This is a genomic window from Jiangella asiatica, assembly GCF_004349065.1.
In the GTDB taxonomy this organism is placed as follows: Bacteria; Actinomycetota; Actinomycetes; order Jiangellales; family Jiangellaceae; genus Jiangella; species Jiangella asiatica.
Window position 1 is genome coordinate 14,667 of record NZ_SMKZ01000063.1, and the last position, 23,032, is coordinate 37,698.

The 23,032-nt window shown below is 69.2% G+C and carries 21 protein-coding genes and 1 pseudogene; 16 read left to right on the forward strand and 6 right to left on the reverse strand.

Annotation, left to right across the window (positions count from 1 at the left end):
- Window positions 1-97 precede the first annotated feature (97 nt).
- Window positions 98-295 (forward strand): hypothetical protein, encoded by a 198-nt coding sequence (locus E1269_RS28070; RefSeq protein ID WP_131900856.1) that lies wholly within the window; start codon window positions 98-100, stop codon window positions 293-295.
- Here E1269_RS28070 and E1269_RS28075 read toward each other — a convergent pair.
- Window positions 285-1,022: a TetR/AcrR family transcriptional regulator gene (locus E1269_RS28075; RefSeq protein WP_131900858.1), complete on the reverse strand. Its 738-nt coding sequence runs from the start codon at window positions 1,020-1,022 to the stop codon at window positions 285-287. The two genes, E1269_RS28070 and E1269_RS28075, sit on opposite strands and share 11 nt — an antisense overlap.
- 86 nt (window positions 1,023-1,108) lie before the next feature.
- Here E1269_RS28075 and E1269_RS28080 point away from each other — a divergent pair, with 86 nt between their 5' ends.
- The 6 genes from E1269_RS28080 to E1269_RS28105 all read left to right on the forward strand — a co-directional run bounded on the left by E1269_RS28080 (window position 1,109) and on the right by E1269_RS28105 (window position 7,585).
- Complete coding sequence (locus E1269_RS28080) at window positions 1,109-2,074, forward strand: ATP-binding cassette domain-containing protein (RefSeq protein ID WP_239001056.1); 966 nt, start codon at window positions 1,109-1,111, stop codon at window positions 2,072-2,074.
- Window positions 2,071-2,901 carry an ABC transporter permease gene (locus E1269_RS28085; protein WP_131900862.1) on the forward strand — a complete coding sequence of 277 codons (831 nt, stop codon included), beginning with the start codon at window positions 2,071-2,073 and terminating at the stop codon, window positions 2,899-2,901. The genes E1269_RS28080 and E1269_RS28085 overlap by 4 nt, the downstream gene beginning before the upstream one ends.
- A 97-nt stretch (window positions 2,902-2,998) precedes the next feature.
- On the forward strand, window positions 2,999-5,419 hold the full coding sequence (locus tag E1269_RS28090; protein ID WP_203434151.1) for a M14 family zinc carboxypeptidase: 2,421 nt from the start codon (window positions 2,999-3,001) through the stop codon (window positions 5,417-5,419).
- A gap of 119 nt (window positions 5,420-5,538) precedes the next feature.
- Window positions 5,539-6,351: a lysyl oxidase family protein gene (locus E1269_RS28095; RefSeq protein WP_131900864.1), complete on the forward strand. Its 813-nt coding sequence runs from the start codon at window positions 5,539-5,541 to the stop codon at window positions 6,349-6,351.
- An 83-nt stretch (window positions 6,352-6,434) separates the two neighbouring features.
- Window positions 6,435-6,779, forward strand: a complete 345-nt coding sequence (locus tag E1269_RS28100; protein ID WP_131900866.1) for a hypothetical protein — start codon at window positions 6,435-6,437, stop codon at window positions 6,777-6,779.
- A gap of 254 nt (window positions 6,780-7,033) precedes the next feature.
- Entirely contained in the window at window positions 7,034-7,585 is a 552-nt protein-coding gene (locus tag E1269_RS28105) for an arsenate reductase/protein-tyrosine-phosphatase family protein (protein WP_131900868.1), read from the forward strand.
- Here E1269_RS28105 and E1269_RS28110 read toward each other — a convergent pair.
- From E1269_RS28110 to E1269_RS28120, 3 genes are read right to left on the reverse strand one after another with little or no spacing between them, the layout of a single operon-like run.
- Window positions 7,582-8,415, reverse strand: a complete 834-nt coding sequence (locus tag E1269_RS28110; protein WP_131900870.1) for a glycosyltransferase family 2 protein — start codon at window positions 8,413-8,415, stop codon at window positions 7,582-7,584. The two genes, E1269_RS28105 and E1269_RS28110, sit on opposite strands and share 4 nt — an antisense overlap.
- A complete protein-coding gene (locus E1269_RS28115; RefSeq protein ID WP_162606663.1) occupies window positions 8,412-9,077 on the reverse strand; it encodes a hypothetical protein in 666 nt (221 codons plus the stop codon). The genes E1269_RS28110 and E1269_RS28115 overlap by 4 nt, the downstream gene beginning before the upstream one ends.
- The gene (locus tag E1269_RS28120) at window positions 9,074-9,355 is read right to left on the reverse strand and encodes a PqqD family protein (protein WP_131900874.1); all 282 of its coding nucleotides are present in this window, start codon (window positions 9,353-9,355) and stop codon (window positions 9,074-9,076) included. Before E1269_RS28120 ends, E1269_RS28115 begins: the two co-directional genes overlap by 4 nt.
- A gap of 161 nt (window positions 9,356-9,516) precedes the next feature.
- On the opposite strand from E1269_RS28120, the gene E1269_RS28125 reads away from it, so the two are divergent.
- From E1269_RS28125 to E1269_RS28170, 9 genes are all read left to right on the forward strand, one after another.
- Window positions 9,517-9,960, forward strand: a complete 444-nt coding sequence (locus tag E1269_RS28125; protein WP_162606664.1) for an LPXTG cell wall anchor domain-containing protein — start codon at window positions 9,517-9,519, stop codon at window positions 9,958-9,960.
- A 41-nt stretch (window positions 9,961-10,001) separates the two neighbouring features.
- Window positions 10,002-11,213, forward strand: coding sequence for a glycosyltransferase family 4 protein (locus E1269_RS28130; RefSeq protein ID WP_203434152.1), 1,212 nt, complete (start codon window positions 10,002-10,004; stop codon window positions 11,211-11,213).
- Complete coding sequence (locus E1269_RS28135) at window positions 11,210-12,397, forward strand: class I SAM-dependent methyltransferase (RefSeq protein ID WP_131900878.1); 1,188 nt, start codon at window positions 11,210-11,212, stop codon at window positions 12,395-12,397. Before E1269_RS28130 ends, E1269_RS28135 begins: the two co-directional genes overlap by 4 nt.
- A complete protein-coding gene (locus E1269_RS28140; RefSeq protein WP_131900880.1) occupies window positions 12,394-13,536 on the forward strand; it encodes a class I SAM-dependent methyltransferase in 1,143 nt (380 codons plus the stop codon). The genes E1269_RS28135 and E1269_RS28140 overlap by 4 nt, the downstream gene beginning before the upstream one ends.
- A gap of 13 nt (window positions 13,537-13,549) precedes the next feature.
- Window positions 13,550-14,509 carry a glycosyltransferase family 2 protein gene (locus tag E1269_RS28145; protein WP_162606665.1) on the forward strand — a complete coding sequence of 320 codons (960 nt, stop codon included), beginning with the start codon at window positions 13,550-13,552 and terminating at the stop codon, window positions 14,507-14,509.
- A complete protein-coding gene (locus E1269_RS32560) occupies window positions 14,506-17,220 on the forward strand; it encodes a fibronectin type III domain-containing protein (RefSeq protein ID WP_162606666.1) in 2,715 nt (904 codons plus the stop codon). Before E1269_RS28145 ends, E1269_RS32560 begins: the two co-directional genes overlap by 4 nt.
- Before the next feature lie 30 nt (window positions 17,221-17,250).
- A complete protein-coding gene (locus E1269_RS28160; RefSeq protein ID WP_131900888.1) occupies window positions 17,251-18,891 on the forward strand; it encodes an oligosaccharide flippase family protein in 1,641 nt (546 codons plus the stop codon).
- 4 nt (window positions 18,892-18,895) lie between these two features.
- A complete protein-coding gene (locus tag E1269_RS28165) occupies window positions 18,896-20,080 on the forward strand; it encodes a polysaccharide lyase domain-containing protein (RefSeq protein WP_131900890.1) in 1,185 nt (394 codons plus the stop codon).
- 93 nt (window positions 20,081-20,173) lie between these two features.
- Window positions 20,174-22,057 (forward strand): asparagine synthase-related protein, encoded by a 1,884-nt coding sequence (locus tag E1269_RS28170; protein ID WP_131900892.1) that lies wholly within the window; start codon window positions 20,174-20,176, stop codon window positions 22,055-22,057.
- Here the strand turns inward: E1269_RS28170 and E1269_RS28175 are convergent.
- Window positions 22,015-22,686 (reverse strand): class I SAM-dependent methyltransferase, encoded by a 672-nt coding sequence (locus E1269_RS28175; RefSeq protein WP_131900894.1) that lies wholly within the window; start codon window positions 22,684-22,686, stop codon window positions 22,015-22,017. The genes E1269_RS28170 and E1269_RS28175 overlap by 43 nt on opposite strands.
- A gap of 135 nt (window positions 22,687-22,821) precedes the next feature.
- A pseudogene (locus E1269_RS32565) lies at window positions 22,822-23,032 on the reverse strand (HNH endonuclease); the annotation flags it as partial.

Consider the following 23,032-nt stretch of genomic DNA (forward strand, 5'->3'; position numbering starts at 1 on the left):
TTACTACCTTCGCAGGGGTTGCCATCTGTAGCCTGAGCCCGTCCGCACCGTCGCGGGCGGCTCCTACAGCGCGCCCTGCGAAGGTGGTGACTTTCCCATGAGCATCGACGAGCGCCTCGACCTCGAGTTCGCCTACACCAGCTACGGCGATTCCTGCCGTGACCTCTACTCACCGTCGTACCGGTGCCGGCGTCCGTTCGGCCACGACGGGGTCCACGCCGCGGGCTTCGGCGCCAAGCGGGTGACGTGGAAGCACCACCCCGACCACGGCCCGGACGCGCCGCCTATCTCGTGACGTAGGCCTCCAGGCCGTCGAGGATGGCCCGGAGGCCGAACTCGAGCACGTCCTCGAAGCTGAACGTGAACGTGTCGTCGTCCAGCGTGGTGAAGGTGGGGTACTTGCCGGTCGCCATCATCTTGATGAGCACGGGCTCCTGGACGGCCCAGAACTCCTCCTCGGTGATGCCGGTGCGCTTCTCCGCGTCCCGCGCGTTGACATGCGCGCGGGCGATCGCGACGACGAACCCCTCGACCACCGCCACCATCATCACCAACTCCTTGTCACCGAGGCCGGTCGGCTTGAGCTGGGCCAGGATGTGGTCCATGCCGGCGACATTGTTGGGCCCGAGCAGCGGACGAACCTGGTCCACCATTGGGTACCACGGGTGGTCGACGCAGAGCTCCCACACCCCGTGGGCCACGCGCTGCAGGGCGTCGCGCCACCCAAGCGGCTCCACCTCGTCGTCGACCGGGCCTGCGACGTGGTCGAGCATGAGGTCCAGCAGCTCGGCCTTGCCCGGCACGTAGCGGTACAACGACATCGTCCCGACGCCGAGCTCGGCGGCGACCCGGCGCATGGAGAGCGCGGCGAGTCCCTCGGCGTCGGCGACGGCGACGGCCGCCTCGACGATCTGCTCGAGGGTGAGCCCGGGCTTGGGTCCGCGGGTCGGCCGCTCCTGCATTCCCCACAGGAGCTCGAGGCTCTTGCTTACGTCTCCGCCACCGCTGTGTTCCGTCGTCATCAGCACGAACACTAATAGGCGCGGGTAACCGGGTACGGCGTACGCTAGAATCGCGTACGATGTCCCCAGTTCCGGAAGGAAGCCCCTTGCCCACCTCCACCCACGCGATCCGCGCCGAAGGACTACTGAAGCGGTACGGCGACAAGACCGCCCTCGACGGGTTCGACCTCGCCGTGCCGCAAGGCATGGTCTACGGCCTGCTGGGGCCCAACGGCGCCGGCAAGACGACGGCCGTGCGCATCATGGCGACGCTGCTTCGGCTCGACGGCGGCCGAGCCGAGGTGGCCGGCCACGATGTCGCCACCGAGCCGCGCAAGGTCCGTCGCCGCATCGGCTTCACCGGCCAGGCCCCCGCGGTCGACGAGATCCTGACCGGCCGTCAGAATTTGCGCATGTTCGGCCGGCTGTTCCATCTCAGCCAGGCCCTGGCGTATTCGCGCGCCGACGAGCTGCTGAGGCAATTCGACCTCACAGACGCCGCCGACAAGGGTGTGAAGGAGTACAGCGGCGGCATGCGCCGACGCCTGGACCTGGCCGCCAGCATGATCCTGGCGCCCAAGGTACTGTTCCTCGACGAGCCGACGACCGGCCTGGACCCGCGTGGGCGCAACGAAGTCTGGAGCGCCGTGCGTTCGCTGGTCGCCGGCGGCACGACCGTCCTGCTGACCACCCAGTACCTCGACGAGGCCGATCAGCTGGCCGAGCGGGTCGCCGTCATCGACCACGGCAAGGTCATCGCCGACGACTCGCCGGTGGCGCTCAAGCAGCGGATCGGCGGCGACCAGATCGAGGTCGTGCTCCAGGAGTCGGTCGACCTGCCGGTCGCCCTGCCCGTCGTCGCGAAGGTGGCGGCCGCCGCACCCGAGGTCGACGACGAAAACCGCCGCATCACCGCGCCGGTCGAGCATCGTGTAGCCGCGCTCACCGAGGTCGCACGCACTCTGCAGGACGAGGGCATCGGGGTCGAGGACATCGGGCTGCGCCGGCCAACCCTCGACGAGGTCTTCCTGCGCCTGACCGGCCACCGCACCGGCGAGGAGGTCTCGGCATGAGCACGTCGGCCATCGAACTCGACGTGGACGCGCCGGAACGCCGCCTGCACTGGGCATTGGTCGACGGCTGGACCGTCGCGCGCCGCACCCTCACGCACCTGGTCCGGCAGCCAACGAACATCGCCTGGCAGCTGGGCTTCCCGATCGTCTCGGTGCTGCTGTTCGGGTACGTGTTCGGCAGCGCCATGAGCGTCCCTGGAGGCGGCGACTACCGCGAGTACCTGATGCCGGGCATGTTCGGGATGACCATGGCGATGGGGTTCATGAACACCGCTTACGCCGTCGTCATCGACTCCACGAAGGGGCTCACCGACCGGTTCCGCTCGATGCCGATGGCACCGTCCGCTCCGGTCACCGGGCGCGGCCTGGCCGACATCGTCAGCGCGACCCTGGACCTGGTGGTCCTCGCGCTGACCGCGCTCGTCGTCGGGTGGCGCTCCGACGGCGGCGTGCTGGCGACGCTCGCGGCGTTCGGGCTGCTGTTGCTGCTGCGGTTCGCGCTCATCTGGATCGGCATCCTGCTCGGGCTGATGGCGCCGAACGAGGAGGCCGCGGGCGGCCTGTTCGCGGTCGCGTTCCCGTTCGCGATGATCTCCAGCGTGTTCGTCGCGCCCTCGCAGATGCCGGACTGGCTGGGCGCCATCGCGGCCTGGAACCCGGTGTCGTCGACGGTGACGGCCGCGCGCGAGCTGTTCGGCAACCCCGTCGCCACCAGCGACACGTGGATCGAGCAGAACGCGATGCTGATGGCGGTGGTCTGGCCGCTGGTCATCACGGCGGTCTTCGTTCCCCTCGCTGTCCGCCGGTTCCAGCGCCTGAGCCGGTAGGTCCCATCTCGGGACCGCGATTGATCTATCCAAACGTGACAAACCCGGGCATCATGTGCGATGCAACGTCATATAACTCCGCCCCGGAGGAGTGGCCATGGCACCGCGCAGACCCCTCGCCGTTCGTCGCCGGCTGGTCACCCTGGCCGCCGTCCCGCTGCTCGCCGCCGGTCTCCCGCTGGCGGCCGGCGCCGAGTCCGGCACCACCGCCACCGGGGCCGCCCCCGGCGCACCGGCGATGGACGCGGCACAGCCGGCTGACCTCGTCGAGGTGGTCGTCGCCGACGAGGACGGCATCCTCGACCTCGTCGACGCCGGCGCCGACGTCACCGAATACTCCCGGCCGGTCGACGGCGGGATCGAGGTGCACGTCGTCGCCACGCAGGCCGAGCGGGACCGCCTGCGTGGGCTGGGCTTCGCCGTCGGCGAGACCGTGATCAGCGCGGCGCGGACCGAGGCGACCATCGCCGAGCGGGAGGCCGCGATCCGGCGGGTCGACCAGGCGCTCGCCCGGACGGCGGAGACGCTCACGCCGCTACGGTCGGAGTGGTTCGAGAGCGTCGGCGGTAAGGCGTACGTGAGCGTCGAGGTGAAGACGTCGCTGGGCGCGGACAGCGCCACCGTCCTGACCGCGAGCTTCGGCGGCCAGAGCCTCATCATGGACCGCTTCGTCGACGCCGGCCAGTACCTCTATCACCGCTTCGACCTGCCGGTCCCGGTCGACGACGTCGCGGCCGAGGTGACCATCAGCAGCAGCGCCGGCGCCTCGATCACCGTGCCGGTGACGCAGTGGCTGGGTGACCCGCTCGACGAGCCTGGCCCGCACTACGCCACCGGCTTCGTCGACCACTACATGGACCCGACCGAGGTGTACGAGCGGATCGAGTCGCTGGTCGCGGAGTTCCCGGATGTGGCGGAGATCATCGAGCTGCCCTACCAGACCAACGGCTACCGGCGCCATGCTCAGGCGCAGATCGACGCCGGTTTGGACCTGGATGAGGAGCCGGACAGGGCGTTCTACGTCACCTCGCACGCCTGGGGTCATGAGGGCGGCAACGACCTGCTGCTGGAGACCCGCCACCCGGCCGCCGACAACAGCCCGCTCAGCGTCTCCGTCGATGCCGACAAAATCATCGTGTCGCTGGCGACGGACGGCGACGGCAGCCTGGTCAGCACGGCGGCGCAGGTCGTCGACGCGATCAACAGCTCGGCGCAGGCCTCCGCACTGGTGACGGCCGCCACGTTCCGCGGCAGCTCCGGCGCAGGCGTGGCCGTGGTGGACAGCCAGCCGCTGTCGGACTTCCTGGACGCGCCCGAGTCGATCTCGCGCGAGCCGGTCACCGTCCGGGCCATCCGCATCGGCAAGGACCGCGACGGCTCGAAGACCGGCGTGTTCGCGTACGCGCAGGAGCACGCGCGCGAGTGGGTGACGCCACTGGTGGCGGTCGAGACGGCGGAGCGGTTGCTGCGCAACTACGCCACCGACCCCGACACCAGGAAGCTCGTCGACGACCTGGACATCTTCATCATCCCGTCAGTCAACCCCGACGGCGGGCACTACTCGTTCTACGACTACGCCGGTCAGCGCAAGAACATGACCAACCACTGCCCAGCCGCCACGGCCGACCCGGAGGCGCGCGATGCCTGGGGCGTCGACCTGAACCGCAACTTCAGCGTGGGCTCCCGGCTCGACGGCTACAGCGGCGCGTCCGCGTCGTGCACCAGCGGCACCTACTCCGGCCCTGCCGAGCTGTCCGAGCCGGAGGCCCGCAACGAGGTCTGGCTGACCGAGCAGTACCCGAACATCGAGTTCGCGATGAACATCCACTCCTACGGCGGCTACTTCATGTGGCCGCCTGGCGCGTACATCGCGGACGGAAGGGTGCCGCTGCCGCGTCCGACGCTCGGCGAGGAGGACTACTTCTGGGCCGCGTCCAGCCACATCCTTTCCGACGTCCAGTCCTGGCGCGGCACCGCGGTCTGGCCAGGCCGGACCGGCCCGGTCAGCGACGTGCTCTACTCCGCGGCCGGCAACTCCGCCGATGAGCACTGGTACAACCGCGGCATCTACGGCTGGGACTTCGAAGTCGGCGCGGACCTGTGGAACGAGGCCGACGGCGAGTGGGACCCCGTCGGCTTCCAGCCGCCGTTCGCCGAGGGCTACGAGGAGGCCATGGAGTTCTCCAGCGGCTTGGTCGGGATGCTGGAGGTGGCGCGGGCCTACGGCCGCGACGGCCGGCCGCCGCGCACCACGCTCGAGCTGACCGACGACGGCGTCACGTTCGAGGCCACCGAGGCGGTGACGATCCATTACACGCTCGACGGCAGCCGTCCCACGTACTCTTCGCCGAGGGTGGAGTCGGCCGGGCTGCGCGAGGGCGCCGCGCCGGTGGCGGTGGGCCCGGGCTCGACCCGCGTGCACTGGTTCTCCGTCGACGCCGCCGGCAATGTCGAGAACCGGTACGACCCGGTCCGCGGCGGCAACAACTACCGCAAGAAGACCGTGACGGTCGACTGACGGCGAGTTCCGACACCGGCCGGGCGGGTCCTGCTTCGGCGTCGGGCCCGCGCGGGCACCCGTGGGCGATGTGAGATCGCTTGCCCATCTGCAATGATCGGGCAGTGAAGCTTCGGCGGATGGCGGTCGTCGCAGCGTTCCCGGTACTTCTCACGGGCTGCCAGGACGACGCCCCTGATGGCCCGGCCGAGTCGCCGGTGCCCCAGCCCTCCGGCTCGCCGGTGGGCGAGCCGGTCCTACCCGATTTCGCGCCCGCGCCGCCCGTCGACGTCCACACCAAGGACAACGGCGATGGCTGGCAGATCGAGTTCAGCTCGGTGCTCGTCAACGTGGGCGAGGGCGAGTTCCGCCTCATCGTCGATCGCCCGACGGTCGACGACGACTGGATGGTCACCCAGGTCATCACTCACTCAGGCGGCGGCATCGAGGAAGTACCGACCGACGCCGAAGTCGAGTGGGGCGGCGACGGTCACGACCACTGGCACGTTCGCCGGGTCGTCACGTACCGGCTCGTCGCCATCGACGACAGCGGGACGCCGGCCCTGGACGGCGGGCTCACGGACGCCAAGGTCGGCTTCTGCATCTACGACTTCGGCCGCGAGCTCGACGACCTGGGCCCCGACGACGCCGTCTTCAACCGCGACGGCTGCCAACCCGAGGACGCGCTCACGCTGACGATGGGGCTTTCCCCGGGCTGGGGTGACACCTACGAATGGAACCTGCCCGGCCAGAGCATCGACGTCACGGACTTGCCCGACGGCCCCTACCGCCTCTGGGCAGAGGCCGACGAGAGCGGCCATTTCGTCGAGACGAGCACCGACAACAACGACACCTGGGTCGATCTCGACCTCTCGACGACGGGCGACGGCACCCGCACCGCCGTGGTCGCCGACATCGGCCCTACGCCGGATGAGAGTCCGCCCCCCGGTTAGTCTGGTGCGACGGCCGCGACGGTGCCAGAATGTCGCCCACCAGTCACGACGGGGGGTCGTGGCACAGCAAAGGGGGGCAAATCATGCGCAAGTATCTCGCCGTCGCATGTCTGACGACGTTCGCAAGCGTCGCGATCGCTACGCCGGTGGTGGCTGCCGACCTGTCCAACGGTTCGGGACAGTCGTGCCCGGAGGGTTCGGTCGGGACCTACCACTTCGTCAACAACCAAACCGGCGGAGCGTCGGCAGGCACGCTCACGGCCACGTTCTCCGACGGCACCGTCTGGGTCGTCGGCCCGTCCGCGGTCAACAGGAACACCCAGCATTTCTTGGTCGAGTCCGAGGGCGCGCTGGTCTCGGCCAGCACCGACCTGGCCGGCCGGCTGGTGCTGTCCGACTTCTCGTGCGGCGACGTCAAGAAGGACTGATTCACAGGTCACCGATGCTCCCGTGCCCAGCTCTTGGTCCGGCACGCGCAATCAGCGTGGGTAGCCCAAGGCCTTTGCATGGCCCTCCGCAGCACTGAGCAATCGGTGGCAGGTCTGGTCCAACGAAAGCCCCGCTGACACACGTCAGCGGGGCTTTCGTGTGGTCGGGCCGACAGTGTCGGGTTCCCCCCGAACCACCATCCGTTCGCCGGCGGCCGTAGGATCCGAGTGTCGTCGTCGGATCGGGCACGCGCGTGGGGGCCAGCATCGACGTTCTGTTCGTGTGCACGGCCGGACGGTGCCGCTCGCCAGTCGCGGCCGCGATGCTCGACACCTACGCCCGGCGCGAGGGCGTGCCGCTGACCGGCCGGTCCGCCGCCCTGGTAGGAGCGCACGGTTCGGTCCCGCCCGTCGGGATCACGCTGATGCGCGAGCGCGGCCTGGAACTGGCCGGGCACCGCAGCCTTCCGGTGACGCCCGCGGCGATCACCGCCGCCGATCTCGTGCTCGGCATGGAGCGCGAGCACGTTCGCGAGGTCGTCGGCCGGCACCCCGGTGCGTGGGTCAAGACGTTCACGCTCAAGGACTTCGTCCGCCGTGTCGAGAAGGCCGCGGTCCGCGGCCGGCATCAGCGGCTCACCGACTGGCTCGAGCACGTCGGCGAGGGCCGGACGCTGGCCCACGTGGAGGGCGAGAGCCCCGAGGACGATCTCGCCGACCCCTACGGCCAGCGCGCCGGGGCCTGGCGGGAGGTCATCGACGAGCTCGACGATCTCGTACGGCGGCTGATACCGAACGTGACCTAGGGCGTGCGGCTGCTCTCATCGCGCAGCCAGGTGTCGGGATTCGCGCGACGGGCCCGCAGCCGCGCCACCACGGCGGTGGCGAGGAACAGCGCGACCTTTGGCGCCAGCCGCGGATCGGCGGCGGCGAGCCGGAACAGCTCGCGGCCGCCGGTGCGGGGTGGCGGCCGCACCCCCGCCGGGCGCGGTCCGGTGACCAGCTGGCTGTTCCCGGTCATCGCGCGGACGCGGCGGCGCAGCAGGTCGGCGTAGGTCCGCGGCGGCCGGATCTCGACGATCGCGTCCTGGGCGATCACGCGCTGGTCCGGGCCGAACGACATCGCTACGGCGAGGTCGTCGGACATCACGTCGCCCCAGTCGCCCAACCTGGCGTGCCCGTCCTCGGACAGCGCGATGGCGCCTCGACCGAACAGCTCGTCGCGCACAGCCGGCAGTCGCTGCCACACGTCGTAGTACCAGCGCACCGGCCACCGCACGCCGTCCATCGGGAGGCGTCGCACCGGGCCGGCGGCCAGCACCCCCAGCGTCGACAGAGCTCGGCACAGCGCTCGCACGTCGGCCGTGCGCAGCACCACGTCCGCGTCGACGTACAGTCTCGGATAGCCCCTGGCGGCGGCATCGCCGAGCCCCAGCGCGCCGCTCTTGGACGGCACCGGCGTCTCGACCACCCGCACCTGGCCGAACCCGGCGGCCACCTCGGCGGTCGTGTCGGTGCAGCCGTTGGCGACGACGACGACGTCCAGCTCCGTCGGCGCCGCGTCGGCGAGCAGCGCCGACAGCAGCCGGCCGAGGACCCGCTCCTCGTTGTGGGCGGGAATGACGATGCTGGTCACGCCGGCGAGTATGGCAGCCCGGCGACGGCTTCGGCAGCGGCGTGCACGTCGGCGACGTCGAGCCACCAGCCCCGTGCCTGCCCGGCGACGACGGCGGCGGCCTCCCATGCGGCGGCTCCGTGCCGGTAGTGGTTGAACGACGCCGCCAGCAGCTGAGCCAGCACCTCGCCGGCCGGCATCGGCGTCAGTGTCGTCTCCGCACCGCCGCGGCGCAGCCCCACGACGTGCGCCACCGGCACCGCGCCAGCGACGACGGCGCCGCCGAGCGCATCGCACGGCACGGCCGCCTTGCCGTCGCCCTCGTCCGGACGCGAGCCGGGAAGGCCCATCGTCCGGATCGCCCACGGCGTCAGCATCACCGGCCGCGCCCAGCCCTCGACCGCACCGGTCCGCAGGTCGAGCGCCACCATCTCGTCGCTGAGGTATCCCAGACCTCGACGCACGCAGGCGGCCACCGTGGTGCTCTTGCCCGTCCCCGACGCGCCCGGGAAGAGCACCGCCCGTCCGTCGAGGGCGACCGCACCGGCGTGCAGGAGCAGGCGGGTCGAGCGCTCGATCGCGATCAGCGCGGCCGCACCGTACACGGCTTCGGGCGATCCGTCTCCGTCGGCCGGCACCTCCACCTGGACGCCCAGAACGTCGAGCACCCGGGCCATGCTCATGGGCGGGCGTGACCATCGAGGACGCGATGGGCGGCCAGCTGCTCCAGCGCGGTGTGGACGCCGGAGCGGACGGTGTCGGCGTCGGTGTCGTAGGCACGCGCAAGGAGCTCGACGATCTCGGCAACGGTGCGCTGCCCGTCCAGCAGCCGCCAAACGTCGCTCGCGGTCTGGTTGAGCACCAGCGCGGTCCGCGTCGGTTCGTGGTACAGCGTGACCTCGCCGTCGACGTCCAGCTCGCGAATCGCGGCTGCCGGTGCGAAGGCGGGGGACGAGCTCATGCGGCAGAGCGTAGCCGCAATCTATCCGGTCCGCCGCCTCCGCACGACAAATCGCGCCATATGCCGTTATGATGCTCAACACGCACGGGGGGCGTGCGTATTGACTGATGGGGCCGAAGATGCCGCAAAAGGAAGTCGCCGGGGGGCTGAGTCGCCGGCAGATGCTCAGGCGAGGGGTCGCCGTCGGAACTGCCGCCTGGACGGTTCCCACCGTCACCGCCATCTCGTTGACGCCGGCCAACGCCGCGTCACCCAGTGGCCAGCCGAGCGAGCCACCGAAACCGCCGACCAAGCCGCCGGAGCCACCTGAGCTGCCGACCGACAAGCCGACGTCGCCACCGACGGACGAACCGTCCCGGCCGCCGTCCGGCGAGCAGCCGACCCCGCCCGCCGACCACCCGACGCCGAGGCCGACACCGTCGCACGGCGCACCGGGTGACGACGACACGACAGTCGGCGGTGGTCAGCTCCCCGACACCGGCCCGGGCGACGTCGCGCGGACGGTCGCACTCGGCGGACTGCTCGCCGCCGGCGGCGCGGCCGCCGTCGCAGCCACCCGCAGGCGCACCGACGACGCCGATGCCACGCCGGAGGCGACGGCCTGAGCGCAACACACTGACCTGACAGGCCTGGGGGGGCACACAACATGGGGGTCTTCGGCGCCCGCTCGCGAGCGGGCACCACACGTCGGGTACTGATCGTCGTGCAGAACATCCCGGTGCGCATCGACCGCCGGGTGCGGACCGAATGCCGGGCGCTGCTCGATGCCGGCTACGGCGTGACCGTCATCTGCCCGAAGGAGCGCCCGGACGAGCCGGACCGCCACGAGCTCGACGGCGTCGTCGTCCGGTCGTACCAGCCGCCGCCGGCCACGAGGGGGCTCGTCAGCTACCTCGTGGAGTTCGTGGCGTGCTGGCTGCACACGGCCCGGTTGTCCGTGCGCACCGCCCGCGCCGAGGGCTTCGACGTACTACAGGCGTGCAACCCGCCGGACACCTATTGGCTGCTGGGCCTGCTGTGGAAGCTGCGCGGCAAGAAGTTCGTGTACGACCAGCACGACCTGTGCCCGGAGGTGTACGAGGCCCGGTTCGGGCGCCGCGGAGTCCTGCACCGTGCGCTGCTGCTCCTGGAGCGCGCGACGTACGCCGTGGCCGACCGCGTCATCAGCCCCAACCCGTCCTACCAGGAGATCGCCATCACCCGCGGGCGCGTGCCGGCCGAGCGGACCACCGTCGTGATGAGCACTCCGGACCCCGCGCACATGAAGCGGGGCAAGGCGCGCCCCGAGCTGCGCGGCGACCGGGAACACCTCGTCGTCTACGTCGGGATCATGGGACCGCAGGACGGCGTCGACCGGCTGCTGGAGGCGGCCGAGCACTACGTGCGGGCGCTCGGGCGCGATGACTGCCGGTTCGCGCTGCTCGGCTACGGCGACAGCCTCGACGACCTGCGCGCCCAGAGCGCGCGGCTGCGCCTGGACCCGTGGGTGCACTTCACCGGGCGGGTGGACCAGGCCGAGTTGGGCCGGTGGCTGTCGACCGCGGATGTCGGCGTCACCCCGGACCCGCCGTGCGAGTTCAACCACCGCTCGACCATGAACAAGACCCTGGAGTACATGGCGCACGAGGTTCCTGTCGTCGCGACCGATCTGCGCGAGACGATGCGCTGCGCCGGCCCGGCCGCGGACTACGTGCCCGACGGCGACCCGGTCGTCATGGCCAAGACCATCGCCGCCCTGCTCGACGACCCGCATCGGCGGGCGCGGATGGGCGCTGCCGGCCGGCAGCGCATCGAGACGGAGCTGGCCTGGGCGGACCAGGCCCGCCGCTATGTCGGTCTGTACGAGGCGCTGCGATGACCACCCGCACCTGCCCGGCCTGCTTCGGGGCCGCGCTGACGGAGTTCTACGCCGTTGGCCGCGTCCCGGCGAACAGCTGTCTCATGCTCGGCGACGAGGCGTCCGCGCGGGACTTCCCGACCGGCGAGCTGCGGATCGCCGCCTGCACCGTATGCGGTTTCATCACCAACACCGCCTTCGACCCGGCTCTGACCAGGTACTCCGAGGACTACGAGGAGTCGCAGGCCTGCTCGCCCCGGTTCCGCGAGTACGCCGCGGAGCTCATCGCCGCCTGGGTGAGGCGTTACGACCTGGTCGGCAAGACCGTCGTTGAACTCGGCTGCGGCAAAGGCGAGTTCCTCACCGGGCTGATCCGTGCCGGGGTCGGCTACGGCATCGGGGTCGACCCAGCGGTGCGGCTGGACCGGATCGACCCCGCCGTGGTGCACCGCAGCAGCTGGGTGACCGGTCTCTTCCCGGACGACTTCGAGACGATCGACGCCGACGCCGTCGTGTGCCGGCACACACTGGAGCACATCGCGCCGGTAGGCGCATGGCTACGGTCGGTCCGGTCAGCTATCGGCCCGCGCACCGACACGGTCGTGCTGTTCGAGCTGCCGGACGTGGTGAGGGCGCTGCGCGAGGGCGCGTTCTGGGACGTCTACTACGAGCACTGCTCCTACTTCTCCCCCGGCTCACTGGACGGACTGTTCCGGCGCTCCGGGTTCGATCCGATCGACATGCGCCGCACGTATGACGACCAATACCTCGTCATCGAAGCGCGCCCAGTGCCCGGCACCTGGCCCGTGGCCGGGCTCGCCACGGGGGCCGGCGACCGGGACGCCGTGCTCGCGGCGGCTGTCGGGTTCGCAGCCCAGGCGGAACGGACCCGCGAACACTGGCGCGAGCGGGTGCGCAAGATCGCCGCGGAAGACGGCCGCGTCGTGTTGTGGGGTGCCAGCTCCAAGGCGGTCGCGTTCCTCGCCACCCTCGGCGAGGACGCACGGCACATCGCGGCCGCCGTCGACATCAACCCGCACAAGCAGAACCGGTATCTCGCTGGCACCGGTCACCGCGTGGTCGGCCCGGTCGAGCTCACCGACATCGCGCCGGAGCTCGTCATCGTCATGAACCCCACGTACACCGACGAGATCGCCCGCGACCTGGAGACCATGCGGATTTCCACCGCCCTGGAGGCCCTGTGACCATCAGCCGCTGCCTGGCCTGCGACGGCGACCGACTCGAGCCGGTCGCCGACCTCGGCGTCACGCCGGTGCTCAACGGCGTGATGTTCGACGACCGCGACGCCGCCCGCGCCGCCGCGCTCGGCCGGCTGGACATCGCCGCCTGCCAGGACTGCGGCCACGCGATGAACGTCGCCTTCGACCCCGGGCTGATCGACTACGACGCCGAGTACGACAACTCGCTGCACTTCTCCCCGACGTTCCAGACCTACGCCGAGGACCTCGCGGCCCGGCTGGTCGGCACCTACGACCTGCGGGGTGGCGTCGTCGTCGAGATCGGTTCCGGCAAGGGCGACTTTCTCGAGTCGATCACCCGCCGCACCGGCGGCACCGGCGTCGGGTACGACCCCAGCACGATGCCCGACCGCCAGATCCCGAACGTGCGGCTGGTCAGCGACTACTACCGCCCCGGGCAGGACGTCGAAACCTACGACCTGCTGGTCTGCCGCCACGTGCTGGAGCACCTGGAGGACCCGGCCGCCATCCTTCGCTCGCTCAGCGCGGCAGCGCCGGCGACCGCGATCCACTACCTCGAGGTGCCCGCCGCCGAGTTCGACTTCGGCCCGACCGGCATGTGGGACTTCATCTACCCGCACGTGTCGTACTTCTCCGCCGGCTCGCTGGCGGTCCTCCTGCGTCGCTGCGGGTTCGAGGTCGTGGCCGCCGGCCGGTCCTTCTCCGACCAGTTCCTCTGGGTTGAGGCCCGGGCCGGTGCGGCCGCACCGGATGCCGCCGTCTCCGACGACGCCGCGTCCCACTTGCAGCTGCTGGCTGACTTCAGCACCCGACACCGCGAGCTGGTGCGGCGCTGGCGCGACGACGTCGCCCGGGATCCAGCTCGCACCGCCGTGTGGGGCGCCGGTTCGAAGGGTGTGAGCTTCCTCAACGCAGTCGACCCCGCCGGCACCCTCACCGTCGTCGACCTGAACCCCCGCAAGTGGCAGCGCTACCTACCCGGCAGCGGCCACCAGGTGGTCGCGCCCGAGGCATTGCCTGGCGAACGCATCAGGACCGTCCTCGTCACCAACCCGGCCTATCGGCATGAGATCTCCGGGCAGCTCGGCCAGCTCGGAGTCCCCGCCGAAGTCGTCGCGGTCTGAGCAGGTGGCGAACATGAGTGCTGAGACCGCGAGCGCCGACCGGGTAGTCCGGGGTGCGCTGCGCACAAGGCCGCGGGTCACCCTCGGAATGCCGCTGTACAACGCCGAGCGGTATCTCGCCCAGGCTTTCGACGGTCTGCTGGCGCAAGATTTCGGCGACTTCGAGATCGTGGTCTCCGACAACGCGTCTACCGACTGCACCTGGTCGCTGTGCCAGGACTACGCCGCCCGCGATCCACGGATCCGGCTGTACCGCAGCACCGAGAACCTGGGCGCGGCCTACAACTACAATCGCACGGTTGAGCTGGCACGGGCGCCGCTGTTCAAGTGGGTCGCGTACGACGACGTCTGCTCGCCCACGCTGCTCAGCAGGTGTGTCGAGACCCTCGACGCCGCTGGACCGCGCACCGTCCTCGCCTACCCGCGAACCCTGCTCATCGACGATGACGGCGCCGAAATCGGGCCGTATCGCGACGGCCTCGACCTGCGGTCGCCGCATGCGTTCCGCCGGGTCGCCGGCTTCGCGCGCAACTGGAGTTTGTGCAATGCGGTGTTCGGGGTGGTTCGGACGGACGTGCTGCGATCCACCGGGATGATCCGGCCTTACGTGTCGTCCGATGTGGTGCTGTTGGCCGAGCTTGCCGCGATCGGGCGGTTCCGTGAGGTGCCCGAGCGACTTTTCCGCCGCCGGATCCACGCCGGTTCGAGTCGCCAGAGTGGCAAGGACCTCGCGACGGCGGCGCACTGGTTCGACACCCGCCGTCCCGCCGGCGGCCGGCCGCCGAAGGTCCGCCTCCCACGGCGGGTGACGTCGGCGCTGCTCTCCGCTCCGCTGCCCTGGCACGACCGCATCGGCTCCACCGCCGCGTTCTTGTCGGTCTGGGGCTATCGCAAGACCCACATCAGGGCGAGTCATCTCAAGCATGCGCTGCTGGACCGTACACGGACGCCGGCAGCGACGGAGGCGCCATGAACGTCCACGGCCGAGCAGTCCGGGCAGTGGGCCTGGCTGCGGCAGGCGTCCTGACTGCCGCCCTCCTGGTACCGCAGCTCGCCGGCGCCGACACCACGGGCGTCGTCTCCGACGACTTCTCCGCCGGCACGCTGGACGGCACCCGCTGGAGCGTCGTGGACGCCAAGGGCGACGGCGAGGTCTCGATGACCGGTGCCGGTACCTCGAACGCGAGACTGAACATCGGCGTGCCCGCGGGTGCGGAGCACAACCCCTGGCGCAGTGCCGACGTGCCGCGGGTCATGCAGTCCGTGACAAACGCCGACCTCGCGGTCGAGGCCAAGTTCGACACGCTGCCCAGCGCGGGCACACAGGACCAAGGCCTGCTGTTCGAGCAGGATGCGACCACGTTCACCCGCTTCGACGTCTTCCACGACGGCAACGGTCTGCGCCTGTTCGCCTCCAGCACCGTCAACGGCGCCCCGAAAAGCCGCAGCAACCAGAGCTTGCCCGCGCTGAGCTCGATCCATTTGCGAGTGGCCAGGGCCGGCGACACCTGGACCCTGAGTTGGTCCGGCGACGGCGAGAGCTGGACCACGGCGGCAACCTTTACGCAGGCGATCGACCTGAGCCGAGTCGGCCCGTACGCGGGGAACGCCGGCGGATCGTCGTCGCCGGCATTCACGGCGGTGGTCGACTACGTGTTCGACCCCGCCAGCCCGATCGTCCCCGAGGACGGCGGTGGCTCGGAGCCGGAGCCGCCCCCAACGCCTACCCCAACCCCGACGCCCGAGCCGCCCGACCCGACGCCAACGCCCGAGCCGCCCGACCCGACGCCAACGCCGGGTGGCGTCACGTCGGACGACTTCGCCACCGGCACGCTGGACCCGCAACGCTGGACCGTCGTCGACCCGGCCGCCGACGGCTCGGTCTCGCTCACCGGCGCCGGCACCGCCGACGCCCGGCTCGAGCTCGGCGTGCCAAGCGGTTCGGACCACAATCCATGGCGTAGGGCAGATTCCCTGCGTGTCGTCCAAGCCGTTCCCGACGACGACATCGCTGTCGAGGCCAAGTTCGATTCCATGCCGACGGCCCGGAACCAGACGCAGGGCCTGCTGTTCGAGCAGAATCCGACGACGTTCACCCGCTTCGATGTGTTCCACGACGGCAATGGTTTGCGTTTGTTCGCCTCCAGCACCGTGAACGGCTCCGCCAAGACCCGCACCAATCAGGCGTTGCCCGAGCTGGGGTCGATCCACCTGTGGGTCACGCGAACCGGCAACTCCTGGACACTGCGGTGGTCAGCGGACGGGCAGAGCTGGACGACGGCCGCAACGTTCACCCAGGCCATCGAGCTGACCCGGGCTGGGCCGCACGCGGGCAACGCCGGCGGTTCAGCCGCGACGGCCCACACAGCTCTCGTCGACTACATCTTCGACCCGACCCATCCGGTGGACCCGGAAGATGGTCACGAGCTCCCGCCGGACAACACTTCGCCAGTCATCAGCGCGGCCACCGTCACGGCCACCGCAACGAGCGCCAGCGTGCAATGGCAGACGAACGAGGCGGCAACGGGAGCGGTCGACTACGGGACCACCACGTCCTACGGGAGCACGGCGTCCCACGGCGGCACCCCGCTCAACCACACCGTCACGCTCGATGGGCTCGAACCGGCGACGACATACAGCTACCGAATCGGGGGCACCGATCTCGCCGGTAACGCCGCCACGCCTGTCACTGGCACGTTCACCACCGCAGCGCCCACTGGCACCGGCGACGAGATCGACCTCTGGTACGGGACCGAGCAGTCATTCGGCTCTCTTGCCCATACGCAGCGGTGGGTCAACATCGTGGGGAACGTGGCGAACTCCGATAACCTCACCGGCTTCTCGTATCGGCTCAACGGCGGACCCGCGACGGCGTTGAGCGTCGGGCCGGACAATCGCCGATTGCAAAACGAAGGCGACTTCAACATCGACATCGCGCGCAGTGCGCTGGCCACTGGCCAGAACACCGTCCGGATCACCGCCGCCTACCAGGGCGGACACCAAAGCACCGCGACGATCACAGTCACAGTCGCGAGCCCGGGCGTACTGACGCTGCCACGCACTGTCACGTGGTCGTCAGGCGTACCGCTGCAGTCCCAGGCGCAGGTCGTGGACGGCTTGTGGGCCCTCGGGAACGGAACCTTGCGCACGGGCAGCACCGGCTATGATCGGCTGGTCGCCGTCGGTGACGAGCGCTGGACCGACTACGAGGTCACCGTGCCGATGACCGTGCACGGCTTCGGGCCGGACGCCTACTCGCATTTGTCCGGTGCACCAATGATCGGTATCGGGGTGCGCTGGCAGGGCCACACTGCCGTCGACAGCTCACAACCGGCATGGGATTGGTTCCCGGCCGGCGCCTACAGCTGGTATCGCTTCTTCGCAGAGGGCGCCCGCTGGGAGCTGCGCGGCAACGGCAACTCACCGGTGCAGCGCGGCGTCCGCGAGGGCAGCGGGATCGCCTTCGGCGCCACGTACGTGATGAAGGTGCGAGTGCAGAGCCTGCCCCAAGGTGCCAGGTATTCGATGAAGTGGTGGCGCCACGGCACCGCCGAGCCGACGGCCTGGACAGCGACGATCGACGACGCCGACAGCGTCGCCAACGGCTCCATCGTTCTGATCGCCCACCAACTCGATGCAACCTTCGGGAACGTCGAGATCAATTCACTCACGGGGTCGCCGTGATCGACATGTCTGGACGGACGTGATGTCCGGATGACCACGGAGACGATCGTGCGACGGTCCGCGCCGGGCCGGCACGCCGCTCCCGGGCGGCGCACGGCGGTGACGCGCCGTCGTTACGATGCGCGACGCCGCGCGAAGCCGAGGTCCAGCCTGCGGTCGGCCGCGGTGTGGTCGTACTCGCTGACGATCGGCAAGATGGCCATCACCACCGGGCTGTCGCTGACGCTTGCTGCCATGCTCGGGCCACGGGCGTTCGGTGTGATCGCGATGGCGCTCGTGTTCACGAATTTCATCGAGATGATCCAGCAGCAAGGGCTGATGCCGGCCATCATCTCCCGCAAGACGCTGCCGTCGTTGCACGCAGACACCGCGTTCTGGCTGGTCCTCGGCGCCGGAACGATCGGCACGGTCCTCGGTGTGGCCGCCGCACCGTGGTGGGCCGGCGTCAATGACCTTCCCGAGCTGACACCGGTGATCCAAGTACTGGCGTTGAGCATCCCGCTGAGCTCGTCGGTGGTCGTGCAGGAAGCGATGCTGCGTCGTGAGCTCGAGTTCCGGAAGCTCGCACTCCGCAGTTGGTCGTCCGTCTTTGCCGGTGGCGCAGCCGGCATCGTCGCCGCCGTGCTCGGCTGGGGCGTCTGGGCGCTGGTCACGCAGCAACTCGTCACCACGCTGACGACTGTGCTCGTGCTCTGGCGGGTGTCGCCCTGGCGACCGCGGCCACGGTTCAGTTCCACAGCGGCGCGGAACCTCTGGAGCTACTCTGTCCGCTCTTCTGTTTCCAGCCTGGGCCTGTTCCTGGGCGGCCGGCTCGATGTCATTCTGGCCGGCGCGCTCTTCGGTCCAGTGCTCGTCGGCCTCTACCGGATGGGACAGCGCCTGGCGACCATGGTCGTCGACGTCACAGCTCGGTCGATGCAGGCGGTCTCGCTGCCCGGACTCGCCTCGCTCCAGGACGACCAGCCTGCCTTCAACGCACGGCTGCTGCGGATGCAGCGGCTCACCGTCGCGCTGGCGCTCCCGGTCCTGGGCATCGTCGCCGGGCTCGCGCCGGTCGTGGAGGATCTGCTCGGTCCGGAGTGGGCCGGGACCACCGACGCTATCCGCATCCTCGCGGTGAGCCAAGGCCTCTCGGCGCTGACGCTTCTGCTCGGTCCCGCGCTCCAAGCCCGGGGCAGGCCGGGGACGCTCGCAGTGATCCTCTGGGTGTGGAGCGGCCTCACGGCGGCCGCACTTCTGGGAGCCGCAGCGCTCGACATCGCCGGTGTTGATCGTCTCGTGGTGCTGTGCTGGGCCATCGTCGCGGCCTCCGCAGTGGGCGGCGTCACACTTCTCGTGACCGCCGCGCGGACGTTCGGCATCCGAATTGTGAAGATCTTGAGTAGCGTCCTGCCGGCCGTCCTGGCCGGGCTCGCCGCCGCCGGAGTCGCCGCCGCCATCACCTCGTCGCTAGCTACGTCGCCACTGGTCGCCATGGTGCTCGGCGGGTTGTTAGCCACAATGGTCTCGGTCGCCGTAGTCACAGCTCTCGACCCGGTGGTACGGACCATTCTGCGGCCTTTGCTGCAGGTCACAGGCTTGCAACAGATCGGAGGTCGTGTTTCATTGGGCCGCGTCACAAAACGGTCACGGGTGTCACAGCCCGGTCCGACGTCTATCAGCAGGGACTGATTCAATGCCGAAGTACGGTGGCTCCCCCGCGCGACGCAAGGCGTCGCGCCGCCGCACCATCGTCCTCAGCACGCTCGTCGCCTCCGCCCTCGTCGGTGGCGGCGCGTTGGCGTCGAACGGGCTGCAGTCAGGCGGCCAATCCGAGCCGCAAGCGATCGCCGACGACACACTCTCCGTCGCCCGGGAGCTGGGCACCCCTGGCCCCAAGCCGAAGAAGGACACTCCCCACAAGTACGGCTGGCACAAGGTTCAGCGTCCGAAGCCATCCCCCACGCCGACGGCCACACCGACGCCTACCACGGAACCGACCCAGGAGCCCAGCCGGGAGCCCGAACCGACCGCGACTGCTGAGCCGGCGACCGAGCAGCCGACCGCTCCCGAGGAGCAGGGCCCATTCCCCACGATGGAGACCACCGGCCCGCGAACCTCGGACCTTAGCCCGAGCGAGGGCATCACGACCTCGGAGACCGGCCAGGTCATCGAAGGCCTCGACGTCGACGGCCCTATCAAGATCATCCATGACGACGCCACTGTACGGGACGTACGCATCACGCATACAGGTAGCGGAGGCGGCCAGTACGCCCTTCACATCGCCGAGAAGTCCAATGGCGAGTGCCCGCAAAACGTCGTCATCCAGCACATCGAGATCGTCGGCGACAAGTCCGAGCTCGCTGACGACGCCATTGCGCTATACGGGGCTTGCCCGTTCACGTTGCAGGAATCGCGCATCTACGACGTCGGCTCCGCGGTCCGGATCACCGACGGATCACACATCGAAGGCAACTTTTTGCGCGGCAACTTCTACAACCCAGATTCCGGCACGCACCGGTCCGCCCTGGGACTGAACGGCGGCGCCGACCACGTGATAACCGGCAACACCATCGACTGCGAAGGACCGGGCTGTTCCGGCGCGTTTGTGATGTACGGCGACTTCGCCCAGGTCCGGAACGTCCTTGTCGAGCACAACCTGCTCAACACCACCGGTTCCTACTGCACCTACGCTGGTTCGCTCGACGCGAAGGAGCACCCGGTGGCCGAAGACGTCCGCTACATCGACAACCACTTCGGCCAAAAGTACTTCGACACATGCGGACGGTACGGCCCTGTCTCGGGTCGAGACAGCAATGGCGGGCCCGGTTTCGTTTGGGAGGGCAACGTGTGGGCTGACACTGGAAAACTGATCGAGTGAGAACACACGAGAGTGAACGACTCGGCCGGCCGGCCCCGCGGTGGTCATTCATCGCGGCCTGCCGGCCGCGTCCTGCGCAGCCGGAGCAATGAGATGTCCCGCGAGGTGCTGCTCATCGCGGGAGGCGATGACACGGCATCGAAAAACCGTCGCGCTGGCCTAGTAGCGCAGGCGGCCATCAGCCTCCCCGGCGCAGTCAAGCACGACGTCGTCGAGACGTCGTATGCGACGCTGGCTCTGGTCGAGACGGAAATCGCCGGCGGGACGCTGGCATCGGTCGAGCGCGACGGTGACACCGTGCGCGTCGCGCTCGCCATCACAGCGACTGGACTCGAGGCTGCCACCCAAGATCCCACCAAGGCACGCGGTACCGCCGCTGAGAGCGGACACGTCGCCGTGCGCCTTGCACAGGACGGCAATGTCGTCGTCTCAACCGATGGCATGGCTACCGTGCCCGCGTACTGGTCGGAGCGCGACGGTCAGCTAATCCTCTCCACGCACCTGGCCAGCCTGGTGAGCCTCGGCCTGCCGGGCTTGGTGGACGAACGAGCGCTCTTCGAGTACCTGACAATGCTCCATCCGCTAAAGGAGCGAACGACGCTTCGGGGAGCGCGCCTACTTAGGCCAGGCGAAGTTATCGAATGGCAGCCCGACCGGGCCGCCGGCCGATCGGCGGCGCCCGTCTTCGTACCGGGTGACGCGTCTATGAGCGATCACGAGGCGATCACCGCTTGCCGGCAGGTCTGGGCGGAAGTACTCGAGGATCTCTTCGCACGCAATCGGTCCCAACGCATGGCGGTCGGGCTGAGCGGCGGCTTGGATAGTCGAGCGATCGTAGCTGGCGCTGCGCTGCTCGGCCGCCAGCCACGCGTGTTCTCGTACGGCACCAGTAACAACGTGGACACACGCATCGCGGGCGACATTGCTGATCACCTTGGCATGCCGTTCATCCGCCTGCCGGTCACCGACGACCACCTCATGCCTCGGCCCGACGTTATCGCCGACCGCCTCGATGGCGCACACAGCCCGGCCGAGATGTACGAATCGTGGTTCGCTGAGACCCTGCGTTCGTTCGCCGACGTTCTCGTCAACGGCGCCGGCGGCGGTCAACTCTGGGGCGATGAGAAATCACTGGGGCTTACCGACCACCGATCAATCGCTGCAAAGGTCTGGCATCGCTACCACGATGCAGCATTGGCTGTTAGGCCCTACCTCTCACTTGAATCGAGGGGTGATTTGGAGGCTGAAGTACGCGCCGGCATTGACGAGTCGCTAGAGGAATGGGATCTCGCCCAACGGACTGACATGACGGTCTTCTGGCGGATCGCCAACCGCCAGGTGCGGTGGGGCAACATGCTCGTCAACGCCGCCCGCCGCTCGGGACTGCGTCTTGAGAGTCCGTTCCTGGATTCGCGCTTCATCGAGTTCGCCTCCAGGCTGAGCGCTGAACAACGACTCAATGGACGTCTCCACCTCCAGGTCCATCGTGACCTCTTCACGGCGACAGCCGACTTTCCCCGAAGCGACGACGGGAACAGCCCACGCCATCTCAATCACGTTTACTGGTCTGGCGAGAGTTCATATCGGCAACAACTGGCTCGTCTGACGACTCGACACCCTCTGTCAGGCGGCCGAAGGGCTCTTCGTAGAGCCGTTCAAGTCGGAACTCACACCATCGGGCGGCACACGCCTCTCCAAAGTCCGGCCAGGTGGTGGGACGAACGAACGGCGGTCTTCCCGATCCAACTCTGGAGCACGACACGATCGGTTTTCAGCGAACGCATGGCCACCCTTGTCGAGTCGACAGTGACGCCGCACCCCGTGTTCTCCCAAGACGCTCTCGACCAAGCTGCCGGCGATCTTCGCAGCGGCCGATTCTCTGGTTCTGTCACTGCCCTCGCTCGCGCGGCCACAGCAGCTCGCTGGATCGCCGACTATGAAGCGCGAGCGCGTGCGGCGGCGGCTTTCGGCCGCTGATCGAACGAGGGCGATGCGACAAAGAGCGTCATGGCTGGAATCAAACCGCTTGCCCGTCGCACAATCAACGCCGGCCCGCCGAGCCGGCGCAGACTTGCGGCTGTGAAAAGGCAGAATCGTGACAATGGGAACTGCCGCCCAAGTGCCGCGAAGGCCCGCACACGCGCTTTCTCGGGTAGCCAGTGCAGAATCGGAACACCAGTGTGGAGCTCGATGGGGAATCGACGGTTCGGTGTCGTATGAGCCCAACCACGCCGCGCAACCCGCTGACTCTCCATCAGCAAGCGTCGAGCGCCATCGTAGCCCCCTAGGTGCTCGATGACCGCGTTCGACACCACGTAGTCGAACGATGCATCGTGGAACGGCAGGTGCCGACCATCACCGCGGATGGTGGGCATCCCGAAGATCAGCTCTGCGGCCGGCTCGTATATGAGTGCGACGACCCGTGCATGCCGTGCCAGACCACGTTCGACAAATGATTCTGTACCCACGCCGGCCGCATCGCTCGCGCCCACCAGTAGCACAGTCGAGTCCGGCGGAATCCAGGAACGCAAGGTCTCGAGCTTTCGTTGACGTGACGACTCACTGAGACGGCGCGCCGGTCCACGGAGTATGCGCAAGATCGCCATGGCGTCCCCCCAAGGTCGTCTCGCAGACTACTGCCGGATAAGGCGACGGGATAGGGCACGCACGCGAGATCGTGCACAGGCGATCCCTGTCGACAAGTGCCGGGCCTCACCGGCGCACACTGCTCGTGATCCCGCTCAGAACGGCGGCGGGTCGGGATCGTCGGCTGGTGCGGGCTTCGGCGCCATCGGGTCGGCCGTGGGTCCGATGGGTTCTGGGTTGACGCGGTAGGTGCGGCCGGCTGGGCTGGTCCAGACGAGCACGCCTGGTTCGGGGCTGTCCAGGCGCCAGCCGTGCAGGGTTTTGTCGAGGTGGAAGCGGCGGGCGAGGGGCTGGAGGTTGTGCTCG